This window comes from Vibrio astriarenae (genome assembly GCF_010587385.1).
Taxonomy (GTDB): Bacteria; Pseudomonadota; Gammaproteobacteria; order Enterobacterales; family Vibrionaceae; genus Vibrio; species Vibrio astriarenae.
This window is the reverse complement of the sequence record NZ_CP047475.1, coordinates 417,897-444,334: the sequence shown is the minus strand read 5'-3', so window position 1 is coordinate 444,334 and position 26,438 is coordinate 417,897. Positions and strand designations below refer to the sequence as shown.

Annotated in this window: 29 protein-coding genes; 19 read left to right on the top strand and 10 right to left on the bottom strand. The window is 46.9% G+C overall.

Features of this window, described 5'->3' with window-relative positions; all coding sequences use genetic code 11:
- Positions 1–36: 36 nt before the first annotated feature.
- From surA to GT360_RS02260, 6 genes are all read left to right on the top strand, one after another.
- Positions 37–1,332 (top strand): peptidylprolyl isomerase SurA, encoded by a 1,296-nt coding sequence (surA, locus tag GT360_RS02285; protein ID WP_164647319.1) that lies wholly within the window; start codon positions 37–39, stop codon positions 1,330–1,332.
- Positions 1,322–2,311, top strand: a complete 990-nt coding sequence (pdxA, locus tag GT360_RS02280; RefSeq protein WP_164649547.1) for a 4-hydroxythreonine-4-phosphate dehydrogenase PdxA — start codon at positions 1,322–1,324, stop codon at positions 2,309–2,311. Before surA ends, pdxA begins: the two co-directional genes overlap by 11 nt.
- Positions 2,308–3,111: a 16S rRNA (adenine(1518)-N(6)/adenine(1519)-N(6))-dimethyltransferase RsmA gene (gene rsmA / locus GT360_RS02275; protein WP_164647318.1), complete on the top strand. Its 804-nt coding sequence runs from the start codon at positions 2,308–2,310 to the stop codon at positions 3,109–3,111. The genes pdxA and rsmA overlap by 4 nt, the downstream gene beginning before the upstream one ends.
- A gap of 53 nt (positions 3,112–3,164) precedes the next feature.
- A complete protein-coding gene (apaG, locus tag GT360_RS02270) occupies positions 3,165–3,545 on the top strand; it encodes a Co2+/Mg2+ efflux protein ApaG (protein ID WP_164647317.1) in 381 nt (126 codons plus the stop codon).
- Between the two features lie 8 nt (positions 3,546–3,553).
- Positions 3,554–4,378, top strand: a complete 825-nt coding sequence (locus tag GT360_RS02265; RefSeq protein WP_164647316.1) for a symmetrical bis(5'-nucleosyl)-tetraphosphatase — start codon at positions 3,554–3,556, stop codon at positions 4,376–4,378.
- Between the two features lie 128 nt (positions 4,379–4,506).
- Positions 4,507–4,812: a hypothetical protein gene (locus GT360_RS02260; RefSeq protein WP_164647315.1), complete on the top strand. Its 306-nt coding sequence runs from the start codon at positions 4,507–4,509 to the stop codon at positions 4,810–4,812.
- A gap of 56 nt (positions 4,813–4,868) precedes the next feature.
- Here GT360_RS02260 and folA read toward each other — a convergent pair whose 3' ends face one another.
- The 6 genes from folA to rplU all read right to left on the bottom strand — a co-directional run bounded on the left by folA (position 4,869) and on the right by rplU (position 8,824).
- Positions 4,869–5,354: a type 3 dihydrofolate reductase gene (gene folA, locus GT360_RS02255; protein WP_164647314.1), complete on the bottom strand. Its 486-nt coding sequence runs from the start codon at positions 5,352–5,354 to the stop codon at positions 4,869–4,871.
- Positions 5,355–5,400: 46 nt separating this feature from the next.
- Positions 5,401–5,868: a threonine/serine exporter family protein gene (locus tag GT360_RS02250; RefSeq protein ID WP_164647313.1), complete on the bottom strand. Its 468-nt coding sequence runs from the start codon at positions 5,866–5,868 to the stop codon at positions 5,401–5,403.
- Positions 5,865–6,635, bottom strand: coding sequence for a threonine/serine exporter family protein (locus GT360_RS02245; protein WP_164647312.1), 771 nt, complete (start codon positions 6,633–6,635; stop codon positions 5,865–5,867). The genes GT360_RS02250 and GT360_RS02245 overlap by 4 nt, the downstream gene beginning before the upstream one ends.
- 131 nt (positions 6,636–6,766) lie before the next feature.
- Positions 6,767–7,936, bottom strand: coding sequence for an Obg family GTPase CgtA (gene cgtA / locus GT360_RS02240; RefSeq protein ID WP_164647311.1), 1,170 nt, complete (start codon positions 7,934–7,936; stop codon positions 6,767–6,769).
- 300 nt (positions 7,937–8,236) lie between these two features.
- Entirely contained in the window at positions 8,237–8,494 is a 258-nt protein-coding gene (gene rpmA / locus GT360_RS02235; RefSeq protein ID WP_005383095.1) for a 50S ribosomal protein L27, read from the bottom strand.
- Positions 8,495–8,512: 18 nt separating this feature from the next.
- Entirely contained in the window at positions 8,513–8,824 is a 312-nt protein-coding gene (gene rplU / locus GT360_RS02230; RefSeq protein ID WP_047046372.1) for a 50S ribosomal protein L21, read from the bottom strand.
- Between the two features lie 271 nt (positions 8,825–9,095).
- Here rplU and ispB point away from each other — a divergent pair, with 271 nt between their 5' ends.
- Positions 9,096–10,067, top strand: a complete 972-nt coding sequence (gene ispB / locus GT360_RS02225; protein WP_164647310.1) for an octaprenyl diphosphate synthase — start codon at positions 9,096–9,098, stop codon at positions 10,065–10,067.
- Positions 10,068–10,135: 68 nt separating this feature from the next.
- Here the strand turns inward: ispB and GT360_RS02220 are convergent, their stop codons facing one another.
- The gene (locus tag GT360_RS02220) at positions 10,136–10,327 is read right to left on the bottom strand and encodes a hypothetical protein (protein ID WP_164647309.1); all 192 of its coding nucleotides are present in this window, start codon (positions 10,325–10,327) and stop codon (positions 10,136–10,138) included.
- Between the two features lie 122 nt (positions 10,328–10,449).
- Entirely contained in the window at positions 10,450–11,385 is a 936-nt protein-coding gene (gene mdh, locus GT360_RS02215; protein WP_164647308.1) for a malate dehydrogenase, read from the bottom strand.
- A gap of 312 nt (positions 11,386–11,697) precedes the next feature.
- On the opposite strand from mdh, the gene argR reads away from it, so the two are divergent.
- The 5 genes from argR to GT360_RS02190 all read left to right on the top strand — a co-directional run bounded on the left by argR (position 11,698) and on the right by GT360_RS02190 (position 17,371).
- Entirely contained in the window at positions 11,698–12,168 is a 471-nt protein-coding gene (gene argR / locus GT360_RS02210; RefSeq protein ID WP_164647307.1) for a transcriptional regulator ArgR, read from the top strand.
- A gap of 376 nt (positions 12,169–12,544) precedes the next feature.
- On the top strand, positions 12,545–13,513 hold the full coding sequence (locus GT360_RS02205) for a TAXI family TRAP transporter solute-binding subunit (RefSeq protein ID WP_164647306.1): 969 nt from the start codon (positions 12,545–12,547) through the stop codon (positions 13,511–13,513).
- Between the two features lie 281 nt (positions 13,514–13,794).
- Complete coding sequence (locus GT360_RS02200) at positions 13,795–16,374, top strand: TRAP transporter permease (protein WP_164647305.1); 2,580 nt, start codon at positions 13,795–13,797, stop codon at positions 16,372–16,374.
- Positions 16,375–16,439: 65 nt separating this feature from the next.
- A complete protein-coding gene (locus GT360_RS02195; protein WP_164647304.1) occupies positions 16,440–16,877 on the top strand; it encodes a universal stress protein in 438 nt (145 codons plus the stop codon).
- Between the two features lie 122 nt (positions 16,878–16,999).
- Positions 17,000–17,371 (top strand): DUF2061 domain-containing protein, encoded by a 372-nt coding sequence (locus GT360_RS02190; RefSeq protein ID WP_164647303.1) that lies wholly within the window; start codon positions 17,000–17,002, stop codon positions 17,369–17,371.
- A 17-nt stretch (positions 17,372–17,388) separates the two neighbouring features.
- Here the strand turns inward: GT360_RS02190 and GT360_RS02185 are convergent, their stop codons facing one another.
- Positions 17,389–18,177, bottom strand: coding sequence for a glycosyl hydrolase 2 galactose-binding domain-containing protein (locus GT360_RS02185; protein WP_164647302.1), 789 nt, complete (start codon positions 18,175–18,177; stop codon positions 17,389–17,391).
- 137 nt (positions 18,178–18,314) lie between these two features.
- Complete coding sequence (tkt, locus tag GT360_RS02180; RefSeq protein WP_204274542.1) at positions 18,315–20,309, bottom strand: transketolase; 1,995 nt, start codon at positions 20,307–20,309, stop codon at positions 18,315–18,317.
- A 325-nt stretch (positions 20,310–20,634) separates the two neighbouring features.
- Between tkt and metK the strand changes: the two genes are divergently transcribed.
- From metK to ruvX, 7 genes are all read left to right on the top strand, one after another.
- On the top strand, positions 20,635–21,789 hold the full coding sequence (gene metK / locus GT360_RS02175) for a methionine adenosyltransferase (protein WP_164647300.1): 1,155 nt from the start codon (positions 20,635–20,637) through the stop codon (positions 21,787–21,789).
- A gap of 399 nt (positions 21,790–22,188) precedes the next feature.
- Complete coding sequence (locus tag GT360_RS02170; protein ID WP_164647299.1) at positions 22,189–22,977, top strand: DUF2189 domain-containing protein; 789 nt, start codon at positions 22,189–22,191, stop codon at positions 22,975–22,977.
- Positions 22,978–23,043: 66 nt separating this feature from the next.
- Positions 23,044–23,544 carry a SprT family zinc-dependent metalloprotease gene (locus tag GT360_RS02165; RefSeq protein WP_164647298.1) on the top strand — a complete coding sequence of 167 codons (501 nt, stop codon included), beginning with the start codon at positions 23,044–23,046 and terminating at the stop codon, positions 23,542–23,544.
- A gap of 103 nt (positions 23,545–23,647) precedes the next feature.
- The gene (rsmE, locus tag GT360_RS02160) at positions 23,648–24,379 is read left to right on the top strand and encodes a 16S rRNA (uracil(1498)-N(3))-methyltransferase (protein WP_164647297.1); all 732 of its coding nucleotides are present in this window, start codon (positions 23,648–23,650) and stop codon (positions 24,377–24,379) included.
- A gap of 12 nt (positions 24,380–24,391) precedes the next feature.
- Entirely contained in the window at positions 24,392–25,339 is a 948-nt protein-coding gene (gene gshB / locus GT360_RS02155) for a glutathione synthase (protein ID WP_164647296.1), read from the top strand.
- Between the two features lie 61 nt (positions 25,340–25,400).
- On the top strand, positions 25,401–25,964 hold the full coding sequence (locus GT360_RS02150) for a YqgE/AlgH family protein (RefSeq protein WP_164647295.1): 564 nt from the start codon (positions 25,401–25,403) through the stop codon (positions 25,962–25,964).
- 29 nt (positions 25,965–25,993) lie between these two features.
- Positions 25,994–26,416 carry a Holliday junction resolvase RuvX gene (gene ruvX / locus GT360_RS02145; RefSeq protein WP_164647294.1) on the top strand — a complete coding sequence of 141 codons (423 nt, stop codon included), beginning with the start codon at positions 25,994–25,996 and terminating at the stop codon, positions 26,414–26,416.
- Positions 26,417–26,438: the final 22 nt, after the last annotated feature.

The window sequence follows — 26,438 nt, the reverse complement described above, 5'->3', positions numbered from 1 at the left end:
CTCAAAAGAGTGAGCACCGAAAGGAAATAACATTTTATGTGGAATAAAACTCTACTAAGCCTAGCTGCAGCATGCAGCTTTGCTGCTGCAACCGTAAACGCACAACCTGTCGCGATGGATAAAGTAGCGGTTATCGTCAACGAAGGCGTTATCTTGCAAAGTGATATCGACACCGCAATGAAAACACTGCGTGCCAATAACGCAGATAACCCGCAAGCATTACCAAGCGCGGACATCTTGCGTGAACAGGTGATTGAAAAGCTGGTGATTGATACTTTACAGCAGCAAGAAGCAGAGCGTATTGGCGTGCGTATTGATGACAACCGCCTCAATGAGGCGATTGCGGATATCGCGGCGAGCAATAACCAATCGGTTGAGCAGCTGACTCAATCGGTTGCTAAAGAGGGGCTGACTTACGCTACGTTTCGCGAGCAAGTGCGCAAAGAAATTGCCGCCAGTGAAGCAAGAAATGCGCTCGTTCGTAGCCGAATCAATATCTTGCCAGCTGAGGTAGATAACTTGGCAGAACTTCTTGCTGAAGAAACCAATGCGACGGTTCAGTACAACATCAGCCATATTCAACTGCGCTTTAGCGACACTGAAGACCGAGCAGAGCTAGAGAAGCAAGCAAATGAATTGGTTGCGGAACTCGAAGCTGGCGCAGACTTCGCCAATATGGCCTACACCTATTCAAAAGGCCCTCGAGCACTAGAAGGCGGTGATTGGGGCTGGATGCGTAAAGAAGAGATGCCAACGATTTTTGCTGACCAAATTAAACTGCAAAACAAAGGCAGTATCATCGGTCCATTCCGCAGTGGTGTCGGCTTCCATATTCTGAAAATTGATGACGTCAAAGGTTTAGAGACCGTCGCGGTCACTGAAGTTAACGCTCGACATATCCTCATTAAACCGACGGTTATCCTTAGCGATGAAGGCGTTCTTCGTGAGCTTAGCAATATCACTGAGCGTATTGAGTCTGGTGATGCCACGTTTGGTGAAATGGCTCAGCAATACAGCCAAGACCCTGGCTCGGCGGCAAAAGATGGTGAACTGGGCTTCCAGACGCCAGATCTTTACGTACCAGAATTCAAACACCAAGTAGAAACTCTTCCTGCGGGACAAATCAGTGAGCCATTCAAGACCGTACACGGCTGGCACATCGTCGAAGTAATGGAACGTCGTGAAGTTGACCGCACTGACTCAGCGCTTAAGAACCGAGCCTACGGTATCTTGTTTAACCGTAAATTTAACGAAGAAGCTAGCGCTTGGGTGCAAGAGCTGCGTGCTAGTGCCTTTGTTGAAGAAGTGACGGACAGTGATGATGAAAGCTAAAAGAATCGTAATCACCGCAGGTGAGCCTGCGGGAATTGGCCCCGACCTGACTCTCGCTCTCGCTCAGCAAGCCTGGGAGCATGAGCTTGTTGTCTGTGCCGATAAACACATGCTGGCGGCTCGTGCAGAGCTGCTTGGTTTAGATGTCACATTCATCGATTATCACGCAGACGCGCCTGTTCAACCCTCTCCAGCAGGTCAGCTTGTGGTTGACCATATCCCTATGGCAGAAGAGGCCAAAGTGGGTGAGCTCAACGAGCACAATGGTCACTATGTACTAGAAACCTTAGAGCGTGCAGCAGTGGGCTGCATGAGCGGCGAGTTCGCGGCCGTGGTAACCGGGCCAGTTCATAAAGGCGTCATCAATCGCGCTGGTGTCGCGTTCTCTGGGCATACCGAGTTCTTTGCCGAAAAGTCGAATACCCCACTGGTTGTCATGATGCTCGAAACGGAAGGGATGCGCGTTGCACTCGTCACCACCCATATTCCACTGGCTTATGTATCAAAGGCGGTAACGGAAGAGCGCCTAGAACAGATTATTGATATTCTTAACCGTGATTTAGTAGAAAAATTTGCTATTCCGCGACCAAAGATCTATGTTTGCGGGCTTAATCCTCACGCAGGGGAAGATGGCTGTCTCGGAAGAGAAGAAATTGAGACCATCACCCCAACGTTAGAGCGTCTGCGCCAAGACAAAGCAATGGACCTTATTGGTCCCCTGCCAGCAGACACGATTTTTAATCAAAAGTACCTAGAAGAAGCAGATGCTATTCTTGGTATGTACCATGACCAAGTTCTGCCTGTATTAAAATATAAAGGCTTTGGGCGTTCAGTGAATATCACACTTGGACTACCCTTTATTAGAACGTCTGTTGATCATGGTACCGCATTAGATCTTGCGGGAACTGGCCAAGCGGACACAGGGAGCTTCCGAACGGCCCTAGCGCATGCAATAGAATTAGTTGAGAAGAAACAATGAGAAATGATGTCCACTTAGGACACAAAGCGCGTAAACGTTTTGGTCAAAACTTCCTGAACGATCCATATATTATCGATGGTATCGTCTCTTCAATTAACCCAAGACCAGGTGAGAACCTTGTTGAGATCGGCCCTGGTCTGGGAGCGATTACGGAACCTGTCGGTAAACAAGTGGATAAGTTCACTGTTATCGAGCTTGACCGTGACTTGGCTGAACGTCTGCGCAACCACCCAGAGCTGGGTGACAAGTTGACCATTCACGAAGGCGACGCCATGCGCTTCGACTTCACACAATTAGTGAAGCCAAACAATAAACTGCGTATCTTCGGTAACCTACCATACAACATCTCTACACCATTGATGTTTCACCTGTTTGAGTTCCATAAAGACGTGAAAGACATGCACTTTATGCTACAAAAAGAGGTGGTAAACCGTCTAGCTGCAGGTCCAGGCACCAAAGCCTATGGTCGCCTTACAGTGATGGCTCAATACTACTGTAAAGTGGTCCCGGTTCTTGAAGTACCGCCAACGGCATTTGTTCCGCCACCTAAGGTAGATTCTGCAGTAGTGCGTCTGGTACCTTACGAAGAGATCCCACACCCAGTAAAAGACATTAAGTGGCTAGACCGCGTATGTCGTGAAGGCTTCAACCAACGCCGAAAAACCGTACGTAACTGCTACAAATCACTACTTAACGATGAAGACTTAGCGCAGCTAGACATTAACCCTAGCATGCGTCCAGAAAACTTAACGTTAGAGCAATTTGTGGCGATGGCGAACCTGTTAGAGGCTCGTCACTAATCGAAAAAGCAGGCCTCGGCCTGCTTTTCTTTTATCGGGCATAAGGAAAGAGCATGAGTACACAAACGCCCTGTATCAAGGTTCAAGTCCACAGCAAATATATTGAAAATCAGTCTGAACCAGACAAAAACCGATATGTTTTTGCCTACCTTATCACCATTAAAAACCTTAGCTCACAACCCGTACAGTTGATCAGCCGTCGCTGGCTAATTACGGATGCCAATGGCAAGCAACTGACAATTGAAGGGGAAGGTGTGGTTGGCAAACAACCCGTTATCGATGCACATGATGAATACACCTACTCCAGTGGTACCGCGATTGAAACACCGGTGGGCGTCATGCAAGGTCATTACATTATGCACGACACTGACCAACAACCCTTTATCGCGGAGATTGACCCGTTCCGACTCGCTATACCTAATATTCTTAACTAGGAGACTCGGTGAAGCACACTGCCAATTACATCGTTGGTGACATTCAAGGCTGTCACGACGAGCTACTTCTTCTGCTCAAGCAAGTTAATTTCAACTACCGCACTGATAAGTTATGGATTTCCGGCGACCTTGTCGCTCGCGGCCCTAAGTCACTTGAGACGTTGCGCTTTGCATACCAGCACCAAGATTGCGTGCAAATTGTGCTTGGAAATCATGATTTACACCTATTAGCGGTTTCTCTGGGCATCAAAAAAGTCAAAGATAAAGACCGAACCGCCCCTATTTTCTCTGCACCAGATCGCGCAGAGTTACTAGAGTGGTTGCGTCGGCAACCTTTACTCGCAGAGCATCCAGAATTTGTTATGAGCCATGCTGGCATTCCTCCTAGCTGGAGTCTAGACACAGCGAGAATCGAGGCACGCAACGTAGAAAACATTCTACAAAGTGACCAGTTTTCCTGGCTGATGGAAAACATGTATCAAAACCAGCCTGATCAATGGGACCCTAAACGACAAGGCCTAGAGCGCACCATCTACGCCATCAATGGTTTTACGCGCATGCGCTTTGTTTTTCCAGACGGAAGACTGGATATGGCTTGTAAGCTTCCACCCAGTGAGATTGATGATCAATCCCTGATGCCTTGGTTTCAATGGCCACATCGAGTGCCCATTGATAAAAACGTCATTTTTGGCCACTGGGCAGCACTGCAAGGATATCAAGGCAATGGGCTCTATGGCTTAGATACTGGCTGTGTGTGGGGTGGACACCTAACCCTTCTCCATTGGGAATCTCAGCGCATTTATACTCAGCAAGCGCTAGCCGCAAGTGCCTAGGCTCCATTTCAATAGCAATAAAATTGCTTAATAATTGACCAAGATCAGATTTCATCCCAACTTAACATTAATCACTTTTCCTTCTTCTAAACTTTATTGTGAGTTCAGAGCGCTAGAGGAAGGAAAGGATGATTATCAAACAACGTGATTACCTAATACCGAATACAAATCGCTATCATGCCCATGTTGAGATTAACCCTGTTGGTGAAGTCGATATTGATATCGTTGAGAGCCAAAAACACTATCACTCAAACCTAGACAGGGTTCAATTTGAGCGCAAAGGGGAAAAGGTGAAAGTGCTAGGCGTTGATGAGCACGCAGGGAAAACCAGTAAATGGCAACTCACCCTTGCCTCTGGTGATGCACTGGATCTTAACTGCGCCATCGAAGAAGCCAATGATGAGCTTGAGATATTGATGCGAGATTTGGTATGAAAGCATTGAGTTGGCGATGAATTTACACTCATCGCCACTGTTTCGTTGCTACTCAGCTACTGCGCTTTTTCTAATACGACAAAGTCCATATCGTAGGCATTCTTTTCATCTGCAGAATATGACTCTTGCGACACTCGTTTAAAGCCATCATCCCATTGCGGGAAACGTGTATCCCCGTCAACATCCGCTTTGATAAACGTTAAGTAAAGACGACTCGCCATTGGCAAGCATGCTTGGTAGATACTGCCCCCGCCAATGATCATCAGCTCTTCAACATCGCCAGCGACCTCAATGGCTTGCTCAACCGATTGAACCACCGTCACACCTTCAATTTGCAACTCAGTGTCACGGGTAATCACTATGTTCAAACGACCAGGTAGTGGGCGTCCGATAGAGTCATAGGTTTTTCTCCCCATGACAATAGGCTTACCTAGCGTACAGCGTTTAAACCAAGCAAAATCAGCCGGCAAATGCCATGGCATCTGATTATCTTTACCAATAATGCGATCGTCTGCCATCGCGGCAATCATACTAATGATCATCAATCTTCCTTCACGTGTGACGGGTTAGCCCATTGAACTTAAAGAGTTAAATTATGGGTTTTCGGCGATAGAATAGCAGCCCAGGCACTGCCAGACCAATGGCTAATGCAGCAATAATAAAGATGGCAGTCAAGAAATTCTCCGCTAGCACCGCCATTAGCGACTCTGAGTAGCCAACCGAATGCAGCTCAATCAAGGCGATCATCGCTTTAAAGGCAAACACCCCCGGAACCATTGGGATCATTGCCGCTACAGTGAACACCTTAGGGTGGGCGAGAAAACGCTGTGACCAATGAATACCAATCACACTCACTAGAGCTGCAGCAAGAAACGTTGCCCACTCAATTGGTAACCCAAAGTGCATCATCAAATAGCGAGAGCCATGCCCTATTGCACCACCGATACCACAATAGATTAACGCTTTCTGAGGCACATTGAACACCATTGCAAAACCAATCGCGGGCACGGAGGCCAACAACATATCTTCCACTAATCCAAACATCAGTGACATCATGATCCCATCCACCCCCAAATACCGGTAAGACTCATTGAAGCAACAATGCCAACACTGGTTGCCAATGTAAGCAGACTCGCCATCATAAAGCGGGCAATTCCCATGTTTATGTGCCCCTTGAGCATATCTGCAACGGCGTTAATCAACGGCAGGCCGGGAACTAACATCAACACTGATGAGGCCATTGCGATGGTTGGTTGATTGCCAATAGAGAAGATCACGGCTTGAGCGGAGATGGTCGAGGTGACAAAGGCGGTAGCAGCAAAGTTAAGCAAAGGATTAAAATGACGATGGCCTAGCTCCTGCCGTACTATCATACCGAAAGCTGACGCGATAAACGTCATCACAAATACCCCCGCATCACCACCGGCTAAACGGCTAAAGCAGGCACAAGAGAAACCGATCATTACCACGACTAACCATCGGTTGTAGCGTTCTGGGCTAATTCGATTAAGCTGCTCTTTCGCCATGTGGTAATCAAGAATTCCCTTCTCCATCATGATGCAGATACGCTGAATCTGAGTGATAACACGCATATTGATGCCGCGATCGGCGCAGCTTCGCGTTGTAGTCACGCAATGCTCATTCATGACAGTTGTCACCACGAGCGCATCAGCAGAGAGGGCGACCTCAACTTCACTAACGCCTGCTGCAATACCAATACGGCGCATGACAGTGCTCACTAAGGTGCTCTCTGCACCATGGGCAAGTAACATCTGCCCTGCTTGGGCAATTAAACGCGATATCTCTCGCTGCTTGCTGTCCATTACCGGCTCCTGAATCCATTCAAATTAAGTTTAACTTATACTCTAAATTTTTGAGTTTATCTTGACGTAAACACAAAAAAACCGCAATTAAGCGGTTTTTATCTCTGCTTTCAAAGCAACGTAGCTCGGTGTTATTCACGAACCCAGATAACGTGACCGTCATCTTCATCGTCGTCCCACTCATCCCAATCATCGTCTTCAGAGACAACGTCGCTACCTGCCATCGCATCTTTGTGGTAGTCATCCCACATGAAGTTCACTTTCTCTTCCTCAGAGATCTCTTCTTCTTCACGCGGTAGAGCTTCCATAAAGTCAGCGAGTTTGTAACATAGCTCTTTTGTGCCTTGCTTGTTGATCGCTGAGATCTTGAAGTACTCGTCTTCCCAGCCAAGCGCATCGAGAATTTCTTGGATCTTCTCGTTCGCCTCTTCTTCTGGCATCAAGTCCGCTTTGTTGAAGACGAGCCAACGCGGTTTACCGGCAAGTTTCTCGCTGTACTGCTCTAGCTCATCAATGATCGTTAGCGCATTCTGCACCGGATCAGATTGATCAATCGGCATAATATCGATCATATGTAGAAGAACACGACAGCGCTCTAGGTGTTTCAAAAAGCGAATACCCAGACCGGCACCATCAGCAGCTCCTTCAATAAGACCCGGAATATCGGCGACAACAAAGCTCTTCTCTGGTACCACACTCACTACACCCAGACTTGGGATCAACGTAGTAAATGGGTAGTCGGCGACTTTTGGCTTCGCCGCTGAAACTGCGCGGATAAAGGTTGATTTACCAGCATTTGGCAAACCTAACATACCGACATCGGCCAACAGCAGTAGCTCAAGACGCAATTCGCGAATTTCACCTTTCGTACCCAACGTCTTTTGACGAGGTGCGCGGTTTACAGAAGATTTAAAGCGCGTGTTACCAAGACCGTGCCAGCCGCCTTTACCGACCATCACTTTCTTGCCGTGCTCTGCCACTTCGCCAACAATTTCATTTGTGTGGATGTCGACAGCGCGAGTACCAACAGGCACGCGCAGTACTTTGTCTTTACCACGTTTACCCGTACAGTTACCACCACGACCGTTTTCACCACGTTCCGCTTCATAGAAGCGTTGGAAGCGGTAATCAATCAGGGTATTTAGGTTTTCGTCGGCTTGGATGTAAACATCACCGCCGTCACCACCGTCGCCCCCATCAGGGCCACCTTTCGCAACGAATTTCTCACGCCAGAAACTCACTACACCATTACCACCGTCACCGGCCTGGATTTTTACTACCGCTTCATCAACGAATTTCATCTCTTACTCCGCTCTATTGCTACGTTACGTAGCTGCGTTGCAAATATCATCTCAGCACTCGCCATGCAGGCTCACGACTGAATGATATAAATTCTAGCAGATCCCAAAATCAGATCGATCACCTTAGATCCAGATCGTTCTGCCACTTAGGAACAAATAATGAGGGACTCTTTACAGAGTGCCTTAGTATTTGATCGTCGCTGTTTGGGCGACATAAGCCAAAAATAAAAAACCCCGCCGAATCGGCAGGGCTTTTGAATTCAGCTATAAAGCTTTGATTAATTTAGTCTAAGACTAAAATTACTCAGCTTCGATGCTAACGAATTTACGGTTTTTAGGACCTTTAACTTCAAATTTCACTTTACCTTCAGTAAGAGCGAAAAGAGTGTGGTCTTTACCGATACCTACGTTGTTACCAGCGTGGAACTTAGTACCACGTTGACGAACGATGATGTTACCTGCAAGAACAGATTCACCACCGAAACGCTTAACACCTAGGCGTTTGCTTTCTGAATCGCGGCCGTTACGAGTAGAACCACCAGCTTTTTTGTGTGCCATTGTTAAACTCTCCTAAAATTAAGCGTTGATGCCAGTGATTTTCACTTCAGTGAACCACTGACGGTGACCAGCTTGCTTGCGAGAATGCTTACGACGACGGAACTTGACGATTTTAACTTTATCGCCACGACCGTGTTGTACAACTTCTGCTACAACTTTGCCACCCTCTACTAGAGGAGCACCAACTTGAATGTCTTCACCGTTAGCAACAAGTAGAACTTTATCAAATTCAACAGTTGCACCAGTTTCAACGTCTAATTTCTCTAAACGAAGAGTTTGACCTTCGCTTACACGGTGTTGTTTACCACCAGATTGGAAAACAGCGTACATATTTTACTCCGCTTTTTCCGCACAGCCTGTTGCTTTTGTTGAGCAAGCGAGGGTGTGCGCTAAACTAATCATCAATAGGGCGCAGATTCTACAGAAAGGACGTCCCCATGACAAGCCATATTTTAAAAAAATTGGCGAAAACCTAATCGCCAAAATAAAGTGCCGAGATGATGCCCTTTAGCCATGTATTAATCAACGTTTTTTAGTGTATTATTCAGCAATAACTCAAATCTATAAGCCTTGTAGGTTCTAACCTTTAGCCGGAATTATAATGGATTTTAAAGCCATCCAAGCCCTTACTGCCGATGACATGGCAAAAGTGAACGAAACCATCCAAGCTCAGCTCAACTCTGATGTTTCTCTCATCAACCAACTGGGTTTCTATATCGTAAGTAGTGGCGGTAAACGTATTCGCCCTCTTCTTGCCGTATTGTCAGCGCGTGCACTTGGATACCAAGGAAGTGGCCATACCCTCGCAGCAGCCTTCGTTGAGTTCATTCACACGGCCACTCTGTTACACGATGACGTTGTGGACGAATCTGACCTACGACGTGGCAAAGCCACCGCTAATGCCGCTTTCGGTAACGCGGCAAGCGTATTAGTCGGTGATTACATCTACACTCGCTCATTCCAGATGATGACTGAGCTAGGATCAATGAAGATCCTCAAGCTAATGAGTGATGCAGTCAATGTGATCGCTGAAGGTGAAGTACAACAGTTAATGAACTGCAATGATCCTGACACGACTGAAGAGAGTTACATGCAGGTCATCTACTCCAAGACTGCTCGCCTTTTTGAAGCCGCAACCCAAATCGGCGCCATCTTGAATGACTCTCCTAGTGAAGTCGAAGTGGCTCTGCAGAATTACGGTAAATACCTAGGCACTGCGTTCCAGCTTATTGATGATGTCATGGACTACACATCTGATGGTGATGCTATGGGCAAAAACGTTGGCGACGACCTTGCTGAAGGCAAACCCACTCTGCCTCTCCTTTATGCAATGAAGCATGGTAACGAGCAACAGGCTACGATGATTCGTGAAGCAATAGAAAAATCGAACGGAATGGAACGTCTTAACGATATTCTGCTGGCAATGGAAGAAACTGGGTCACTTGAGTACACACGTCAAAAGGCGTTAACAGAAGCTGACAAAGCGATTGCTGAGCTGGAGATCTTACCTGATTCAGAGTACAAGCAGGCGTTGATACATATCGCTCACCTTGCGGTACATCGAAATTCATAGGGTATAGCGATACCTTGAACGAAAAAAGAGAGCCCTATGCTCTCTTTTTTGTTAACACTTGCGTAGATCTAGTAGTACTTATCACACCCGGAGTGTAGTTGAATGTTCTCAGTCAATTCATCGCAATGAACAGCCATCTGTTCGTGGGTATCCTGCGTCTCAATCAACACCATGTCATTGGCTTTGTCTTTGACTAGTACTCTGGCGATCCCCTGATGACACTCTACCATCATACCACTGTGTACTCGCTCGCTGTCCATATCAACTCTCCATTAGCCACTTTCCCATCTTTACGATATTAGCACTAATTCGATCATTGCTCTGGGATCAAAAAAGGTCGATCTCTGCTGACCGACCTTCTATATCAATGAGAGGGAATACTCTATTTCACAAAATCGACACCGACTTGAATGTCACCATTAAGCGTTTCTAGCATGCCATCAAGCGCAGCAGCCTCGTAATCACTTAGTGCACCGTAGCCTAGCACTTCTTCTACACCCTCTTTACCCAACTTAACTGGCTGTGCAAAGTACGGAGCATGCTCTCCTGCGCCTTCAACATAAGCACACTCAACCACACCCTCTTGACCTTGTAGTGCCTTCACGAGAGCTAGACCAAAGCGGCAAGCCGCCTGGCCCATAGACAAGGTTGCTGAACCGCCACCGGCTTTAGCTTCAACGACCTCAGTACCTGCATTTTGGATACGTTTGGTGAGTGCCGCGACTTCTTCGTCTGTAAACTCGACCCCTTCCACTTGAGAAAGCAGAGGTAGAATAGTGACACCAGAGTGACCACCAATCACAGGAACACGGATGTCACCTGGATCTTTGTCCTTCAATTCCGCGACGAAGGTTTCAGAACGAATCACATCTAGAGTCGTCACGCCAAATAGCTTACGCTTGTCGTAGACACCCGCTTTCTTTAATACTTCAGCAGCAATTGGCACAGTGGTATTCACTGGGTTGGTAATAATTCCCACACAGGCTGTTGGACAAACTACGGCTATTTTCTCAGCCAGTGACTTCACGATACCTGCGTTGACATTGAAAAGATCGGCGCGATCCATACCAGGCTTACGCGCCACACCAGCAGAGATCAACACCACGTCAGCACCATCAAGCGCTGGCGTTGGATCTTCACCCGCATAGCCTTTGATCGAAACTGGCGTAGGGATATGACTAAGATCAGCTGCAACACCTGGGGTAACAGGAGCAATGTCATACAAAGCAAGATCAGAACCTGCTGGCAGACGGTTTTTCAGTAGTAGGGCTAGGGCTTGGCCGATGCCGCCAGCGGCACCAATTACGGCTACTTTCATAGTAGTTTCTCCTTGAGGATAACTCTTTATCTTAGGTTTGTAGGGTAATTCATGTTTTTCCCCAAGCTAACGAAAACACAAGAAATTTACAAATAATTAACCTTGCGTTTGCGACCTCACGCAACGCGCTAGATCACACTAACTCCACTAATTCTCGGGGATTTCTAATCTATCTCGGTTACTTTTCAATCATATTGCCTGTTAATAGCAATCTTTACAGTGACCCCATAGACAGATTTTGTTAAACAAATTGTTCGACCCTGCATATCTATGCGAAAATATGCAGGTACTGACAATTATAAAGATATGACCATGCGAAATTCAGACAAACAAGACAATTTAGTTCGTGCGTTTAAAGCATTATTGAAAGAAGAAAGATTCGGCTCTCAAGGTGATATTGTTGATGCTCTCAAGCATGAAGGCTTTGAAAATATCAACCAATCAAAAGTCTCTCGAATGCTCACTAAATTTGGTGCCGTTCGTACTCGTAATGCGAAAATGGAGATGGTGTACTGCCTTCCTGCTGAGCTTGGTGTTCCAACCGTATCAAGTTCATTGCGTGAGTTAGTATTGGATATTGACCGTAACAATGCGTTAGTTGTTATTCATACTGGCCCAGGAGCTGCACAGCTAATCGCTCGCTTACTCGACTCTTTGGGCAAATCAGAGGGCATTCTTGGCGTTGTCGCCGGAGACGATACGATTTTCATTACACCAACCCTATCTGTAACCACAGAGCAACTGTTTAAATCTGTTTGCGAACTGTTTGAATACAAAGGGTAAAGCCCCAGATTTATTGATAAGTGCTGTTTTAAGTCAATTCCCACAACAGCACTTTTCCGCTTTGTTTAATGTTGTCACAGCATTTTATGTGACAACTATCACATCTCGTAAAATCATTATCCTCAAACTTATAGCTAGTTCAAGTTATTGTTTTTTATAAACTTAACCACCCCTGAACACCGCAACACTTTCGCTACAAAACCGAACTTTACGCTGCATTTTTTAACAATGATGTAATTATCTGTTGTTTTTTTTGGTATTATTCTCATCACTTTTTCATTAATTGACGTGAAAAAGATGCCGTTTCCAGTGAGGAAACTCCCAGAGTTACTACACTTACCCTGGGTCTAATAATGAATTAAAGGAAGGAAGATTCATGGCATTTACAAAGCTGATTAAAGTAGGGGCAATTGCTGCTGCAGTTATGGGAACAGGTGCAGTAAACGCACAAGAGTTTATTACGATTGGTACTGGTTCGGTAACTGGTGTTTACTACCCTACCGGTGGTGCAATTTGTAAACTGGTAAACAAAGGACGTAAAGAGCACAACATTCGTTGTTCAGTTGAGTCAACGGGTGGTTCTATCTACAACGTAAATACGATTCGTTCTGGTGAACTTGACTTTGGTGTTGTTCAGTCTGACTGGCAGTACCATGGCTACAACGGGACAAGCAAGTTTGAGCAGCAAGGTCCATACAACAAGCTTCGCGCGATGTTCTCTCTTCACACAGAACCTTTCAACATTATCGCTCGTTCAGACGCTGGTATTGAAAACGTATCTGACCTAAAAGGCAAACGTGTCAACATCGGTAACCCTGGTTCTGGTGACCGCGCGACAATGGGCGTGGTAATGGATGCAATGGGTTGGACAAACGACAGCTTCAAGCTTGCTTCTGAGCTAAAAGGCTCAGAGCGTTCACAAGCCCTATGTGACAACAAGATTGACGCGTTCATCTACATGGTTGGCCACCCGAACGGTTCAATCAAAGAAGCGACAACGTCTTGTGACGCTAAACTCGTCTCAGCGACAGGCGCTGAGATCGATAAGATTGTTACAGACAACCCATACTACGCATACAGCACAGTACCTGCTGGCATGTACCGTGGTACTGATGTCGATGTAAATAGCTTTGGTGTCGCGGCGACGATGGTAACGACATCAGATGTCTCTGACGAAGTTGCATACAATGTTGCAAAAGCGGTCTTCGAGAACTTCGATACGTTCAAGCGTCTTCACCCTGCCTTCGCTAATCTGAAAAAAGAAGACATGGTACAAGCGGGTCTTTCTATCCCACTACACCCAGGCGCAGAGAAATACTACAAAGAAGTTGGCCTACTTAAGTAAGAACTTCTGCTCCGAAGGCGAGTGATCATACTCGCCTTTGATCTCTTTTTCCCAGCCATTCTGGGGATCCTCACTTTAAACACTTTTCTACTCATCTAGTAGTGGATCCGCCTTTGATCGAACGATAATTGAACGAGTCATTGATGGTTACTTTTTACCTTTGAAAAGATCACACTAGTTTAAGAAAGAAAATTTGGCTCACTTCACTACACTGAAGTAAGCAGATAATGCTCTGACTAGAACGATAACTAACAGAGCAAACAATCATTAAGGAAGAGTACATGACGACGAATAATACTCCGTCTCAAGATGTGCAAGATATGGTGGCGCAAGCCGACACCGGCGCTCGCAGTCCTGCTGGTATTCAGGGACGTATTCTGTGGTTCGTGCCACTTTGCTGGTCACTATTCCAACTGTGGTATGCCTCACCACTGCCTTTTATTTTTGACTTTGCGGTATTAAACGACACTCAAGCACGAGCAATTCATCTCACCTTTGCTATTTTCCTTGCCTTTACCGCTTACCCTGCACTGAAGAACTCTCCACGAGACCACATCCCATTGGTCGATTGGGTGCTCGCTTTAGCAGGTAGTTTCTCTGCAGCTTATATCTACCTCTTTTATGCCGAACTGGCTGGTCGCTCCGGTGCGCCAACAACACCAGATATCGTGTTTGCGGTTATCGGTATGGTGCTACTGCTAGAAGCAACGCGTAGAGCATTGGGTCCACCTCTTATGGTCGTGGCTGCCGTATTTCTTACCTACACCTTTGCTGGCCCTCATATGCCAGATGTCATCGCCCATAAAGGAGCAAGCTTGAACAAAGCAATGTCTCACCTATGGCTAACGACGGAAGGTGTATTCGGTGTTGCCCTTGGCGTATCGACCTCCTTTGTATTCTTGTTTGTTCTCTTTGGCGCGATGTTAGAGCGTGCTGGTGCGGGCGCTTACTTTATTAAGGTTGCTTTCTCACTTCTAGGCCATATGAAAGGTGGTCCAGCGAAAGCAGCCGTCGTCGCCTCTGGTTTGTCTGGGCTGGTCTCTGGCTCATCGATTGCAAATGTTGTGACGACAGGGACCTTTACGATTCCGTTGATGAAACGCGTTGGCTTTCCCGGCACCAAAGCAGGTGCCGTTGAAGTCGCAGCATCAACAAATGGACAATTAACCCCACCTATCATGGGGGCGGCAGCTTTCCTTATGGTGGAGTACGTTGGCATCTCTTACGTTGAGGTCATTAAAGCCGCTCTATTACCTGCTCTTATTTCCTACATTGCACTGATCTACATTGTGCACTTAGAAGCCTGTAAGGCTGGTATGACTGGGCTTCCACGCCGTCACAACCCCACCCTAGTTCAAAGTCTCCTGTCGTTCACTGGCACCATACTTGGCCTGTGCGTAATCAGTGCAGCGGTATACTATGGCGTAGGTTGGACTAAAGATGTGTTTGGCGCAGCAGCAACACCTATCGTCACTGTCGCACTACTCGTCGCGTATCTTGGTCTACTGAAAGTCTCGGCCAATCATATGAAAGATGGTCAAATCGAGATTGATGCCGAGCTAACAGAAGTGCCAGATCCTGGTCCAACGATCAAATCAGGTCTGCACTTCCTGCTGCCTATTGTCGTGTTGGTTTGGTGCCTAACGGTTGAACGCTTCTCTCCAGGCTTATCGGCATTCTGGGCGACGGTGTTCATGATCTTTATCCTGATCACTCAGCGTCCGATCATGGCTATCATGGCAAGAACCAACGATGTCGCTGAACAAGCAAAAGCGGGTGGTATCGATCTGGTTGAGAGTCTGGTTAACGGTGCTCGTAACATGATTGGTATCGGCGTTGCGACAGCGGCTGCGGGTACGGTGGTTGGTGTTGTGACACTAACTGGTATTGGCTTGGTGATGACTGACTTCGTTGAGTTCATCTCCGGTGGTAGCATCATCCTAGTGCTGATCTTCACTGCGATCATCAGCTTGATTCTGGGTATGGGCTTGCCAACCACAGCGAACTACATCGTTGTTTCAACGCTAATGGCCCCGGTTATCGTCACATTGGGTGCGGCGCACGGACTGATTATCCCGCTCATTGCTGTTCACCTGTTTGTATTCTACTTCGGCATCTTAGCAGATGATACGCCCCCCGTTGGTCTGGCCGCTTTTGCTGCAGCCGCGATTGCCAAGTCAGACCCTATCCGTACCGGTATCCAAGGTTTCACCTATGATATCCGTACCGCAATCCTTCCGTTTATGTTCGTATTCAATACGCAACTACTCATGATGGGGGTCGATACATGGTGGCACCTAGCACTCACCGTGATCTCATCCATCATTGCAATGCTACTCTTCTCGGCAGCAACGCAAGGTTGGTGGTTTACTCGCAACAAGTGGTGGGAGACTATTCTACTGTTAGCACTGACATTCACCTTCTTCCGCCCTGGTTTTTGGTGGGATATGGTCTACCCTGCACAAGAGATCCGTCCTGGTACAGAGTTGAGCCAAGTGGTAGAGACACTTCCTGTCGGTGAAGCGGTTCGATTAGAGGTTGCTGGCGAAACCCTCGATGGACGCTACGTTGAGAAAACGGTCAAATTACCATTTGAGGATAAAGCCTTAGGAGCAGAGGATCGTATCGCCTCTATGGGCCTAATGCTGATCAAAGACGAAGGCAAAATGATCGTCGATATGGTGGAGTTCGGCAGCCCTGCTGAGGCTTCCGGTATTGATTTCGATTGGGAGATCAAATCAATCGTGCAAAAAGCAGATAGGCCTATGAAGGAGTGGGTTTTCCTTCCAACCCTACTGATTGTTTTCTTGATGGGCTGGAATCAATTACGTCGCGCTCGCAAGGAGCAAGTTAGCGCCTAACCATTTCGCCTAACCATTTGCGCCTAGCGGGAGACGCTAGGCCAGTAATCAAAAAGAGATAGTCAATGTTTAAGCAAATTCTTGTTCCTGTAGACCTTAACGACAAAGGCTTCAGTGACAAAGCTCTAAACCTCGCCGTTTGGCATGCAAAACAGTCAGGTGCGCAAATTCATTTACTGAACGTGCTTCCAGGTATTCATATGTCGATGGTCGCTACCTACTTCCCTAAAGATGCAGCGGCGCAGATGAAGGCAGACGTGAGACAGCAACTTAAACAGTTTGCTGATCAGCACATACCAGAAGAGATCGTGTACAAAACGCACGTAGCAGAGGGTAAACCTTACACCACGATCCTTGAATCTGCGGAAAAGCTGGGGGCTGATCTCATCGTCATGCCAAGCCACAAGCGATCTAAACTTGATAAAGTGGTTCTGGGCTCTGTCGCTAGCAAGGTCGTTCAGAACTCACCGATTAATGTTTTGGTGGTGAAGCCGCAAGGGTAAAAAGCAGGTTTCAAGTGTGATTGAAAATACCTATCAGCGAGATAGGTATTTTTTTCTTTACTAAATGATAATAATTATCAATACTAAATACAACCAGACAGAACACCACTAAGGACATTCTCATGAAAAAGACACTTAACTTTGCAATGATTCACTTCTTCATCGCCTTCAGTATCGGCTATATCCTAACTGGCGATATTATCATTGGTAGCTTAATAGCAATGATAGAGCCGATGGTGAACACAGTTGCGTTCTACTTTCATGAGAAAGCCTGGCTGAAAATCCCCGTATTGAAAAGGCTCGCTAACTCAACCACGATAAAAACAGCTAGCTTTGCAACGGTTCATTTCAGCGTTGCATTCGGTGTGGCTTATTTACTCACAGGTGATGTGCTCATTGGCAGCATCATGGCAACGATAGAGCCAGCTTGTAACACGGTGGCTTACTACTTCCACGAAAAAGTATGGAATCGCAACCACCCAGCTGTTGCTTAGCCCTGTTATCACTCAGCTTAGAGTTCCAATCTCATAACATCTTGTGTTGGGCCTAACGGGATGAAAAACTCATACTGGTGTTCTTCTATAGTGATTATGAGTTTTTCCCCCAACTCTTCTTCTTTCGTCATTCTAGGTGCTTCCACCTGAAACAGCGCCGTTAACGCTTGGTTACGCATATCGATAGGCAACTGCAGGCTAATACCATTGAACTGTACACGGGCAGACGCCAAACCAAATTGATGCACTTGATAACCCAATCGCACTAAAACCTCACAACCGCCACAGTGGTGCCAAACCTGCTCCACCTCAACGTTATGGAGCCGAACGTTTCTCATAAAATGCAAATAAGGCTCAACCTGAATAGCAACAGGGCGCAAGGATGAGCCGACAAATTCCCCTTGCACACTCTTTTCTTCTATCAGCCCATCCTCTTCTAACAACCAATCCTCATCTTGCTCTAAAAAAAGAACTTCAAACCGGTTGCGCCCTTTTTGTAGGTATGGACGGACATCTTTACGCATCGTCTGCAAATCACCCATGCAATCAAAGACAGCGACCCCGTTGACTCGTACCTCGGCATAATGAGACACGCCTTGCATCACCAAATCTACCGCTGGCGCAGCCAACTCTTCATCCAGCTCAATATCATGCATCAAGTGCCATTCTTGCGCGCTGATTTGCTCTTCGGTTAGGCCCGTCGGTAATACTGAACTGATTAGGGCGGGAAATAGAATATCTTCCTGTGGAATCGACAGGTCGGTTAAGGGTGACACCTGCCACCAGCCTGCTAATGATAGCTTCATGCTTTACTTTCTCTCGTCTATATTGGTCAGTGAGCGTTGACCAACAAAAAAAGCCAGAGTCACATATGCGACTCTGGCCTTCTATTTATAATTATAGGCTTTATTAGCGCTTAGGCGAGATTATGCCAAAGCTGAAGTTATGCCAATAGTTCCTTTGCAGTTTCTACAACATTCTCTGTTGTGAAACCGAACATCTTGAATAGTTCACCTGCTGGTGCAGACTCACCGAATGTTGTCATACCGATGATACGACCATCAAAACCAACATACTTGTACCAGTAATCAGCAATACCCGCTTCAACCGCAATACGTGCGGTTACGTCTGATGGTAGAACTGCTTCACGGTAAGCGGCATCTTGCTTATCAAATGCGTCAGTAGAAGGCATAGAAACAACGCGTACTTTCTTACCTTCAGCCGTTAGCTGAGCGGCTGCTTCAACCGCAAGCTCAACTTCAGAGCCCGTCGCGATAATGATTAGCTCTGGTTTACCTTCACAATCTTTCAGGATGTAAGCACCTTTAGCGATGTTCGCAACTTGCTGTGCATCACGCTCTTGTTGAGCAAGGTTCTGACGAGAGAAGATCAGTGAAGTAGGACCATCTTTACGCTCAATCGCTAGTTTCCAAGCAACAGCAGATTCAACCTGGTCACATGGACGCCATGTGCTCATGTTTGGAGTCACACGCAGAGACGCCATCTGTTCTACTGGTTGGTGTGTTGGGCCATCTTCGCCTAGGCCGATAGAGTCGTGCGTGTAAACTTGGATGTTTTGCACTTTCATTAGTGCAGCCATACGCATTGCATTACGCGCGTATTCCATGAACATTAGGAAGGTTGCACCGTAAGGTACGAAACCGCCGTGCAGTGCGATACCGTTCATGATCGCCGTCATACCAAACTCACGTACACCGTAGTGAATGTAGTTGCCATCAAACTTATCCGCTTCTAATGACTTAGAACCAGACCACATAGTTAGGTTGGATGGTGCAAGGTCAGCAGAGCCGCCCATGAATTCTGGTAGCATTTGACCAAACGCTTCTAGTGCGTTTTGTGATGCTTTACGTGAAGCGATGTTTGCAGGGTTAGCTTGCAGATCCGCAATGATCTGGTTTGCTTTCTCTTCCCACTGTGCAGGTAGCCCACCGTTAGTACGACGCTTGAACTCAGCAGCAAGCTCTGGGTAAGCCGCTTCATAAGCCGCTAGCTTCTCTTCCCATGCCGCTTCTTTTGCTTTGCCCGCTTCTTTTGCATCCCATTCAGAGTATACGTCTGCTGGGATTTCAAACGGACCGTGTTCCCAACCAAGGAACTCACGTGCCGCTGCAATTTCTTCATGGCCTAGAGGTGCACCGTGACAGTCGTGTGAGCCAGACTTGTTTGGTGAACCAAAACCAATGATCGTTTTAGTACAGATCAGTGTTGGACGAGGGTCGTTTTTCGCCGCTTCGATCGCTGCGTTGATGGCTTCGCTATCGTGGCCATCAACAGCAGGAATAACATGCCAACCGTATGCTTCAAAACGCTTAGGTGTATCGTCAGAGAACCAGCCTTCAACCTCACCGTCGATTGAGATGCCATTGTCATCCCAAAATGCAATAAGTTTGCCTAGACCTAGGGTACCCGCTAGAGAACATGCCTCGTGCGAAATACCTTCCATCAAACAGCCGTCACCCATGAAGACATAAGTGAAGTGGTCTACGATATCGTGACCTTCTTTATTAAACTGAGCTGCCAACGCTTTTTCAGCGATAGCCATACCCACAGCGTTCGTAATACCTTGGCCTAGAGGACCCGTTGTCGTCTCAATACCTGGAGCGTAACCGTACTCTGGGTGGCCAGGTGTTTTTGAGTGCAATTGACGGAAGTTCTTAAGATCGTCAATTGATAATTCGTAACCAGACAAATGCAGTAGTGAGTAGATCAGCATTGAGCCATGACCGTTAGACAGAATAAATCGGTCGCGGTTTGCCCACTCTGGGTTAGTTGGGTTGTGGTTTAGGTGAGAACGCCAAAGAACTTCAGCGATATCAGCCATACCCATTGGTGCGCCTGGGTGGCCAGAGTTAGCTTGTTGAACACCGTCCATGCTAAGAGCACGGATTGCATTAGCTAGATGTTTACGAGAAGACATGTCTGCTCCTGAGTGCATTAAGCGAAAGAGAAAAGATAAATGAAGCTGCTTCGCAGCGCGGGTATTGTCGCAGAGCCATTCACACTCTGCAAACGTTTACTTGAGGAATTTGAGCTCTCACCCCTCTCATACCCCTACATTTTGTGATGATTTGCGCAAACGTTTGGTTCTAATTAATACTAAAAATCACTTGTAATTCATTTGTTGAAAACTAGAATAGACGTCTAGATGTAGAAACACCTACAGAAATTTTTGTTGATAGCCGTTTTTGCCGATAAAGGCAGCGATACACGGCTATAGAGATAGTTAACAAAGTGGAGCTCTCATGGCTAAGCACCTATTCACTTCTGAGTCGGTTTCAGAAGGTCACCCAGATAAAATTGCAGACCAGATTTCTGATGCAGTTCTAGACGCGATTCTTGAGCAAGATCCTAAAGCTCGTGTTGCTTGTGAAACTTATGTAAAAACCGGCATGGTAATGGTTGGTGGTGAGATCACGACTTCAGCTTGGGTTGATATCGAAGAGCTGACTCGTGAAACTGTACGTGAGATTGGCTACGTGCACTCAGACATGGGCTTCGACGCAGACTCTTGTGCGGTACTAAATACTATCGGTAAACAGTCTCCTGACATCAACCAAGGTGTTGATAAAGCAGACCCTAAAGAGCAAGGTGCGGGCGACCAAGGTATCATGTTCGGTTACGCGACAAACGAAACCGACATCCTAATGCCAGCGCCAATCACTTACTCTCACCGTCTTGTTCAAAAGCAAGCGGAAGTACGTAAGAACGGCACTCTTCCATGGTTGCGCCCTGATGCAAAGTCTCAGGTAACATTCCAATACGACCAAGGTAAGATTGTTGGTATCGACGCTGTTGTTCTTTCAACTCAGCACTGTGACTCAATCTCAACACCAGACCTACGTGAAGCAGTAATGGAAGAGATCATCAAGCCAGTGCTTCCATCAGAGTGGATCAACAAAGAGACTAACTTCTTCATCAACCCAACTGGTCGTTTCGTAATCGGCGGTCCTATGGGTGACTGTGGCCTTACTGGTCGTAAGATCATCGTAGATACCTACGGCGGTGCAGCTCGTCACGGTGGCGGTGCGTTCTCTGGTAAAGATCCATCAAAAGTTGACCGTTCTGCAGCTTACGCAGCGCGTTACGTAGCGAAGAACATTGTTGCTGCTGGCATGGCTGACCGTTGTGAAATTCAACTGTCATACGCTATCGGTGTTGCTGATCCAACCTCTATCATGGTTGAAACGTTCGGTACTGAGAAAGTGTCTCACGACATCATCGTTGAAGCGGTTCGCCAAAACTTCGATCTACGCCCATACGGCCTACAAGAGATGCTGAACCTTCTTCAGCCTATCTACAAGAAGACGGCAGCGTACGGCCACTTCGGTCGCGAAGAGTTCCCATGGGAAGCGACAGATAAAGCCGCTCTACTGCGCGAGTTCGCTGGCATTAAATAAGCCCGATAGACACAAAAAATTTCAAGCCTCAGCTCTGCTGGGGCTTTTTTGTGCGACAAAGATTTGAATTTTCACCAATCCATGTCGATAGTTATATCACTATGTGCACAAATCGATACCAATATCGTCACTGATATTACTCACCATGAGTGTTGACCATATCGGTATCGCAACAAAAAGCTAATGCTCGGCATCCCTAAGCATTGGAAAACGTAGTCTCTGCATCGACATGACGGTTTGCTGTCCCTTATGCCGCGATGCACCGTATAGATAGGTAGCATTTGGTCATCACTATTTTCTGGCCTTGCACCTTTTGATATCAGGTGATTGCGCGAATGTGTCTGCTTACGACGATAAGCTCTTTCCTGATATGTGACTAGAACGCATCAAGGAGGACGCATGCCTCGAACCTACAACTCGTCAGATTTTGACACTAAGCAGAAGCAATCTGACCATGAGTATGCACGCACCATTCCGTGCAACACACTCAGTATCTCTGCTCCCTTTCACTGGTTAGCGTTGGGGCTCAACGACTTTGTTCGTATGCCCATCATCAGCGCTTTCTACGGTTTATGTTTTATGGCAGCCGCGATCGGCATCGTGCTGCTGGTGCAATGGCAAGGCACTCATTTGGTGATCATGCCCAGTCTGATTGTGTATATGTTGATTGGCCCCTTCCTTGCGTTGGGATTGTATGATGCCAGTTGGCAACGAGAAAAAGGTCACAATGCCAGCCTACCACACTCTATGAAGGCGATTGGACGTAACTCTTCTTCACAATGGGCGTTTGCTGTCCTGCTTGCGGTGGCTATGATATTTTGGATGCGCATTGCTGCCCTGCTCCACGCCATCTATCCTTCCGTTCAAGGCGCGCCTTTAAGTGACTTCTTGCCTTTCCTTGCCATTGGTTCCGTGATTGGCGCAGTACTGGCCGCTGTGGTATTTAGTATCTCCGCTTTCTCTATTCCGTTGATGATGGAGCGCAGAGTCGACATGATGACCGCAGTGTTTACCAGTGTAAACGCTGTACGTAACAACCTTGGAGCTATGGTTGTCTGGGCAGGGATTATCGGTGGGGGTATCCTTCTCGGCTTTGCCACTTATGGTATTGGTATGCTGTTCACCATGCCCATACTTGGCTACGGGACCTGGCATGCGTATCACGCGACCATCAAGAAAAAACACTAACCGTAAAATTTGGGAATCACGACATCTTTAGGTATCCTAGCCCCGATTCCATTCGGGGCTACTCTTTTGCTAGACAAACAACTGCAACACCAAACCGTAAAACAGGTTGCCCACTGCATTCAAAAAGCAGAGCAATACTTCAAGGTCGAATTACCTCAACCTACCATCAGCTATAAGCTACGCGGCAAGGCCGCTGGCAAAGCCTATCTTCAGCTATGGGAAATACGCCTCAACCCAGTACTATTTAGTGAAAATCCTGACGCGTTTCTCAATGAAGTGATTCCTCATGAAGTGGCTCATTTAATCTGCTTCAAACTGTTTGGGCGTGTTCGCCCTCATGGTAAAGAGTGGCAAGCGATCATGTTTAAAGTACTGGGAGTGGAGCCGAATACGACTCATTCATTCAATATCGCATCGGTACAAGGCAATACCTTTCAATACCGCTGCGCATGCAACGAACATGCACTGACAATACGTCGCCACAACAAGGTACAAAGACATCAGGCACTTTATCGCTGTGGAGCATGTCACCAGCAGCTAAATTATACTGGCAAGCAACTGTCTTGACTTAAAGGCATCAATAGCGAATTCAAGCCCTTGTTTTTTCGTCCCTGCGCAACCATGTTAGACTTAACTCAATATCAATAAGCTAACTTTTGGACACAGCTCTATGCGCGTACCTCGAATTTTCCACCCTGAACCTATCCAAGCCCTCGGAGAGCTTTCCCTCAGTGAAGACGCCAGTGGTCATGTTGGTCGCGTTCTTCGCATGAGAGAGGGACAACAAGTCTTGTTGTTTGATAATAGTGGCGCAGAGTTTCCAGCAGACATTACCGCTGTTTCCAAAAAGAACGTCACTGTCACGGTACTTGAGCGTGTTGAGAAAGACATTGAGTCACCTCTCGATCTACACCTGGGACAAGTTATCTCACGTGGCGACAAAATGGAGTTCACTATCCAGAAATCAGTAGAGCTTGGAGTGAATACCATTACTCCACTGATCTCTGAGCGTTGCGGTGTCAAGCTGGACCAAAAACGTTTTGAGAAGAAACTGGCGCAATGGCAAAAAGTGGCCATCGCAGCCTGTGAACAGTGTGGTAGAAATCGCGTTCCTGAGATTCGACCAATAATGCAGCTTGAAGAGTGGTGTAATGAAGAGTTTGATGGTCTTAAATTAAACTTACACCCTCGTGCTCAATACTCAATTAACACACTGCCGACTCCTGTTGAGAAAGTACGTTTGCTGATTGGCCCAGAAGGTGGCCTATCAAGCGAAGAGATTGAGAAAACGCGTCACTATAATTTTGAAGAAACACTTTTAGGGCCAAGAGTACTTAGAACAGAAACGGCCGCCCTTACTGCAATTACAGCCCTGCAAGTTCGCTTTGGCGACCTTGGCTAAATGGAGAAAAGAATGATTAAGCTCGGCATTGTGATGGACCCAATTTCGTCCATCAATATTAAGAAAGATTCAAGTTTTGCCATGATGTTAGAAGCACAGCGTCGTGGTTATGAAATCCACTACATGGAAATGAACGATCTCCACCTCGATCAAGGTGTCGCGATTGCCGATACTAAAGTGGTTGAGCTGAAAGAAGATCCAACGGGTTGGTATGAGTTTAAATCTGAGCAAACCATTAAACTCGCCGATCTTGATGCTGTGTTAATGCGCAAAGATCCTCCTTTTGATACTGAATACATCTACGCGACTTACATCTTAGAGCGCGCAGAAGAGAACGGTGCGCTTATCGTAAACAAACCTCAGAGCCTTCGTGATTGCAATGAGAAACTGTTCACGGCATGGTTCCCAGAGCTAACACCGACGACTATCGTTACGCGCAAAGCGGAAAAGATCAAAGCCTTCCGTGAAGAGCATGGTGATGTGATCCTCAAGCCACTAGACGGTATGGGCGGCGCATCAATCTTCCGAGTGAAGGAGAACGATCCAAACGTATCGGTGATCATTGAAACTTTGACCAATCACGGTCAAAACTATGCAATGGCGCAAACGTTCGTACCAGATATCAGCAACGGCGATAAGCGTATCTTGGTGGTTGATGGCGAACCAATGCCATACTGTCTAGCGCGTATCCCTGCCAAAGGTGAAACTCGCGGTAACCTGGCTGCAGGTGGTACTGGCGAAGCTCGCCCACTGAGCGAGACCGACCTTAAAATTGCTCAAGCTGTGGCACCAACACTAAAAGAAAAAGGGCTTATTTTTGTTGGTCTTGATGTTATCGGTGACAAGCTCACTGAGATTAACGTAACAAGCCCAACGTGCATCCGTGAAATCGAGGCCGCCTTTGATATCTCAATCACAGGTAAGCTAATGGATGCTATTGAGCGTCGAGTTAAGGCATAAGCACGATAGGTAGCGCGAGCAATCTGTGCTGCCTATTATTCGCCCCAATATTGGAGTCGCTATGAATTTAACCAACCACTTTCTCGTTGCCATGCCGGGGATGCAAGACCCCTATTTTAAAAATAGTGTTGTCTACATTTGTGAACACAATGAAGAGGGCGCTATGGGGCTGATCATCAATGCTCCGATTGATGTCACGATTGGCAATATTCTCGAGCAAGCTGAAATCGACCCTGTCCATCCGCAGTTACTGACGGAGAGTCTTGAGCGTCCTGTCCTTAATGGCGGGCCGGTATCTGAAGATAGAGGCTTTGTTCTACACAAACCCAAAGACTACTATGAGTCGAGCATTCAAATGACCGAAGATCTGACAGTCACTACATCACGCGATATTTTGTCTGTGCTCGGCACCGAAGCTGAGCCGAGTGGCTACCTCGTGACATTGGGTTACTCAGGGTGGACAGCAGGCCAGTTGGAGGTAGAGTTGGCGGAAAACTCGTGGCTTACCATTGAGGCTGATTCAGTATTGATCTTTGATACACCAAACGATGAAAAGTGGCGCAAAGCGGTCGAGAAACTCGGTATCGATCCAGCTCAACTCTCTAGTATCGCTGGGCACGCCTAGTCGACAATGAACAGGAAACTCTAATCACTATGTCTCGCACTATTATGGGATTCGATTTTGGCACCAAAAGTATTGGTAGTGCCATTGGCCAAGAAGTCACAGGCACGGCTTCGCCACTGCGTGCCTTTAAAGCCAACGATGGTATTCCAAACTGGGATGATATTGAAAAACTCATCAAGGAGTGGCAACCCGATCTTTTGGTCGTAGGTTTGCCTACAGACTTACACGGACGTGACCTAGAAACGATTACCCCACGCGCAAAGAAGTTTGCTAATCGACTTCATGGCCGTTTTGGGCTGCCTGTCGAGCTGCATGATGAACGCCTGTCGACAGCCGAAGCAAGGGCTGACCTATTTAGTATGGGTGGCTACAAAGCACTCGAGAAAGGCAACATTGACTGTCAATCGGCGGTGGTCATTTTAGAGAGTTGGTTCGAGGCTCAATGGGGCTAATAAATTGAAATATGGCCTCCAG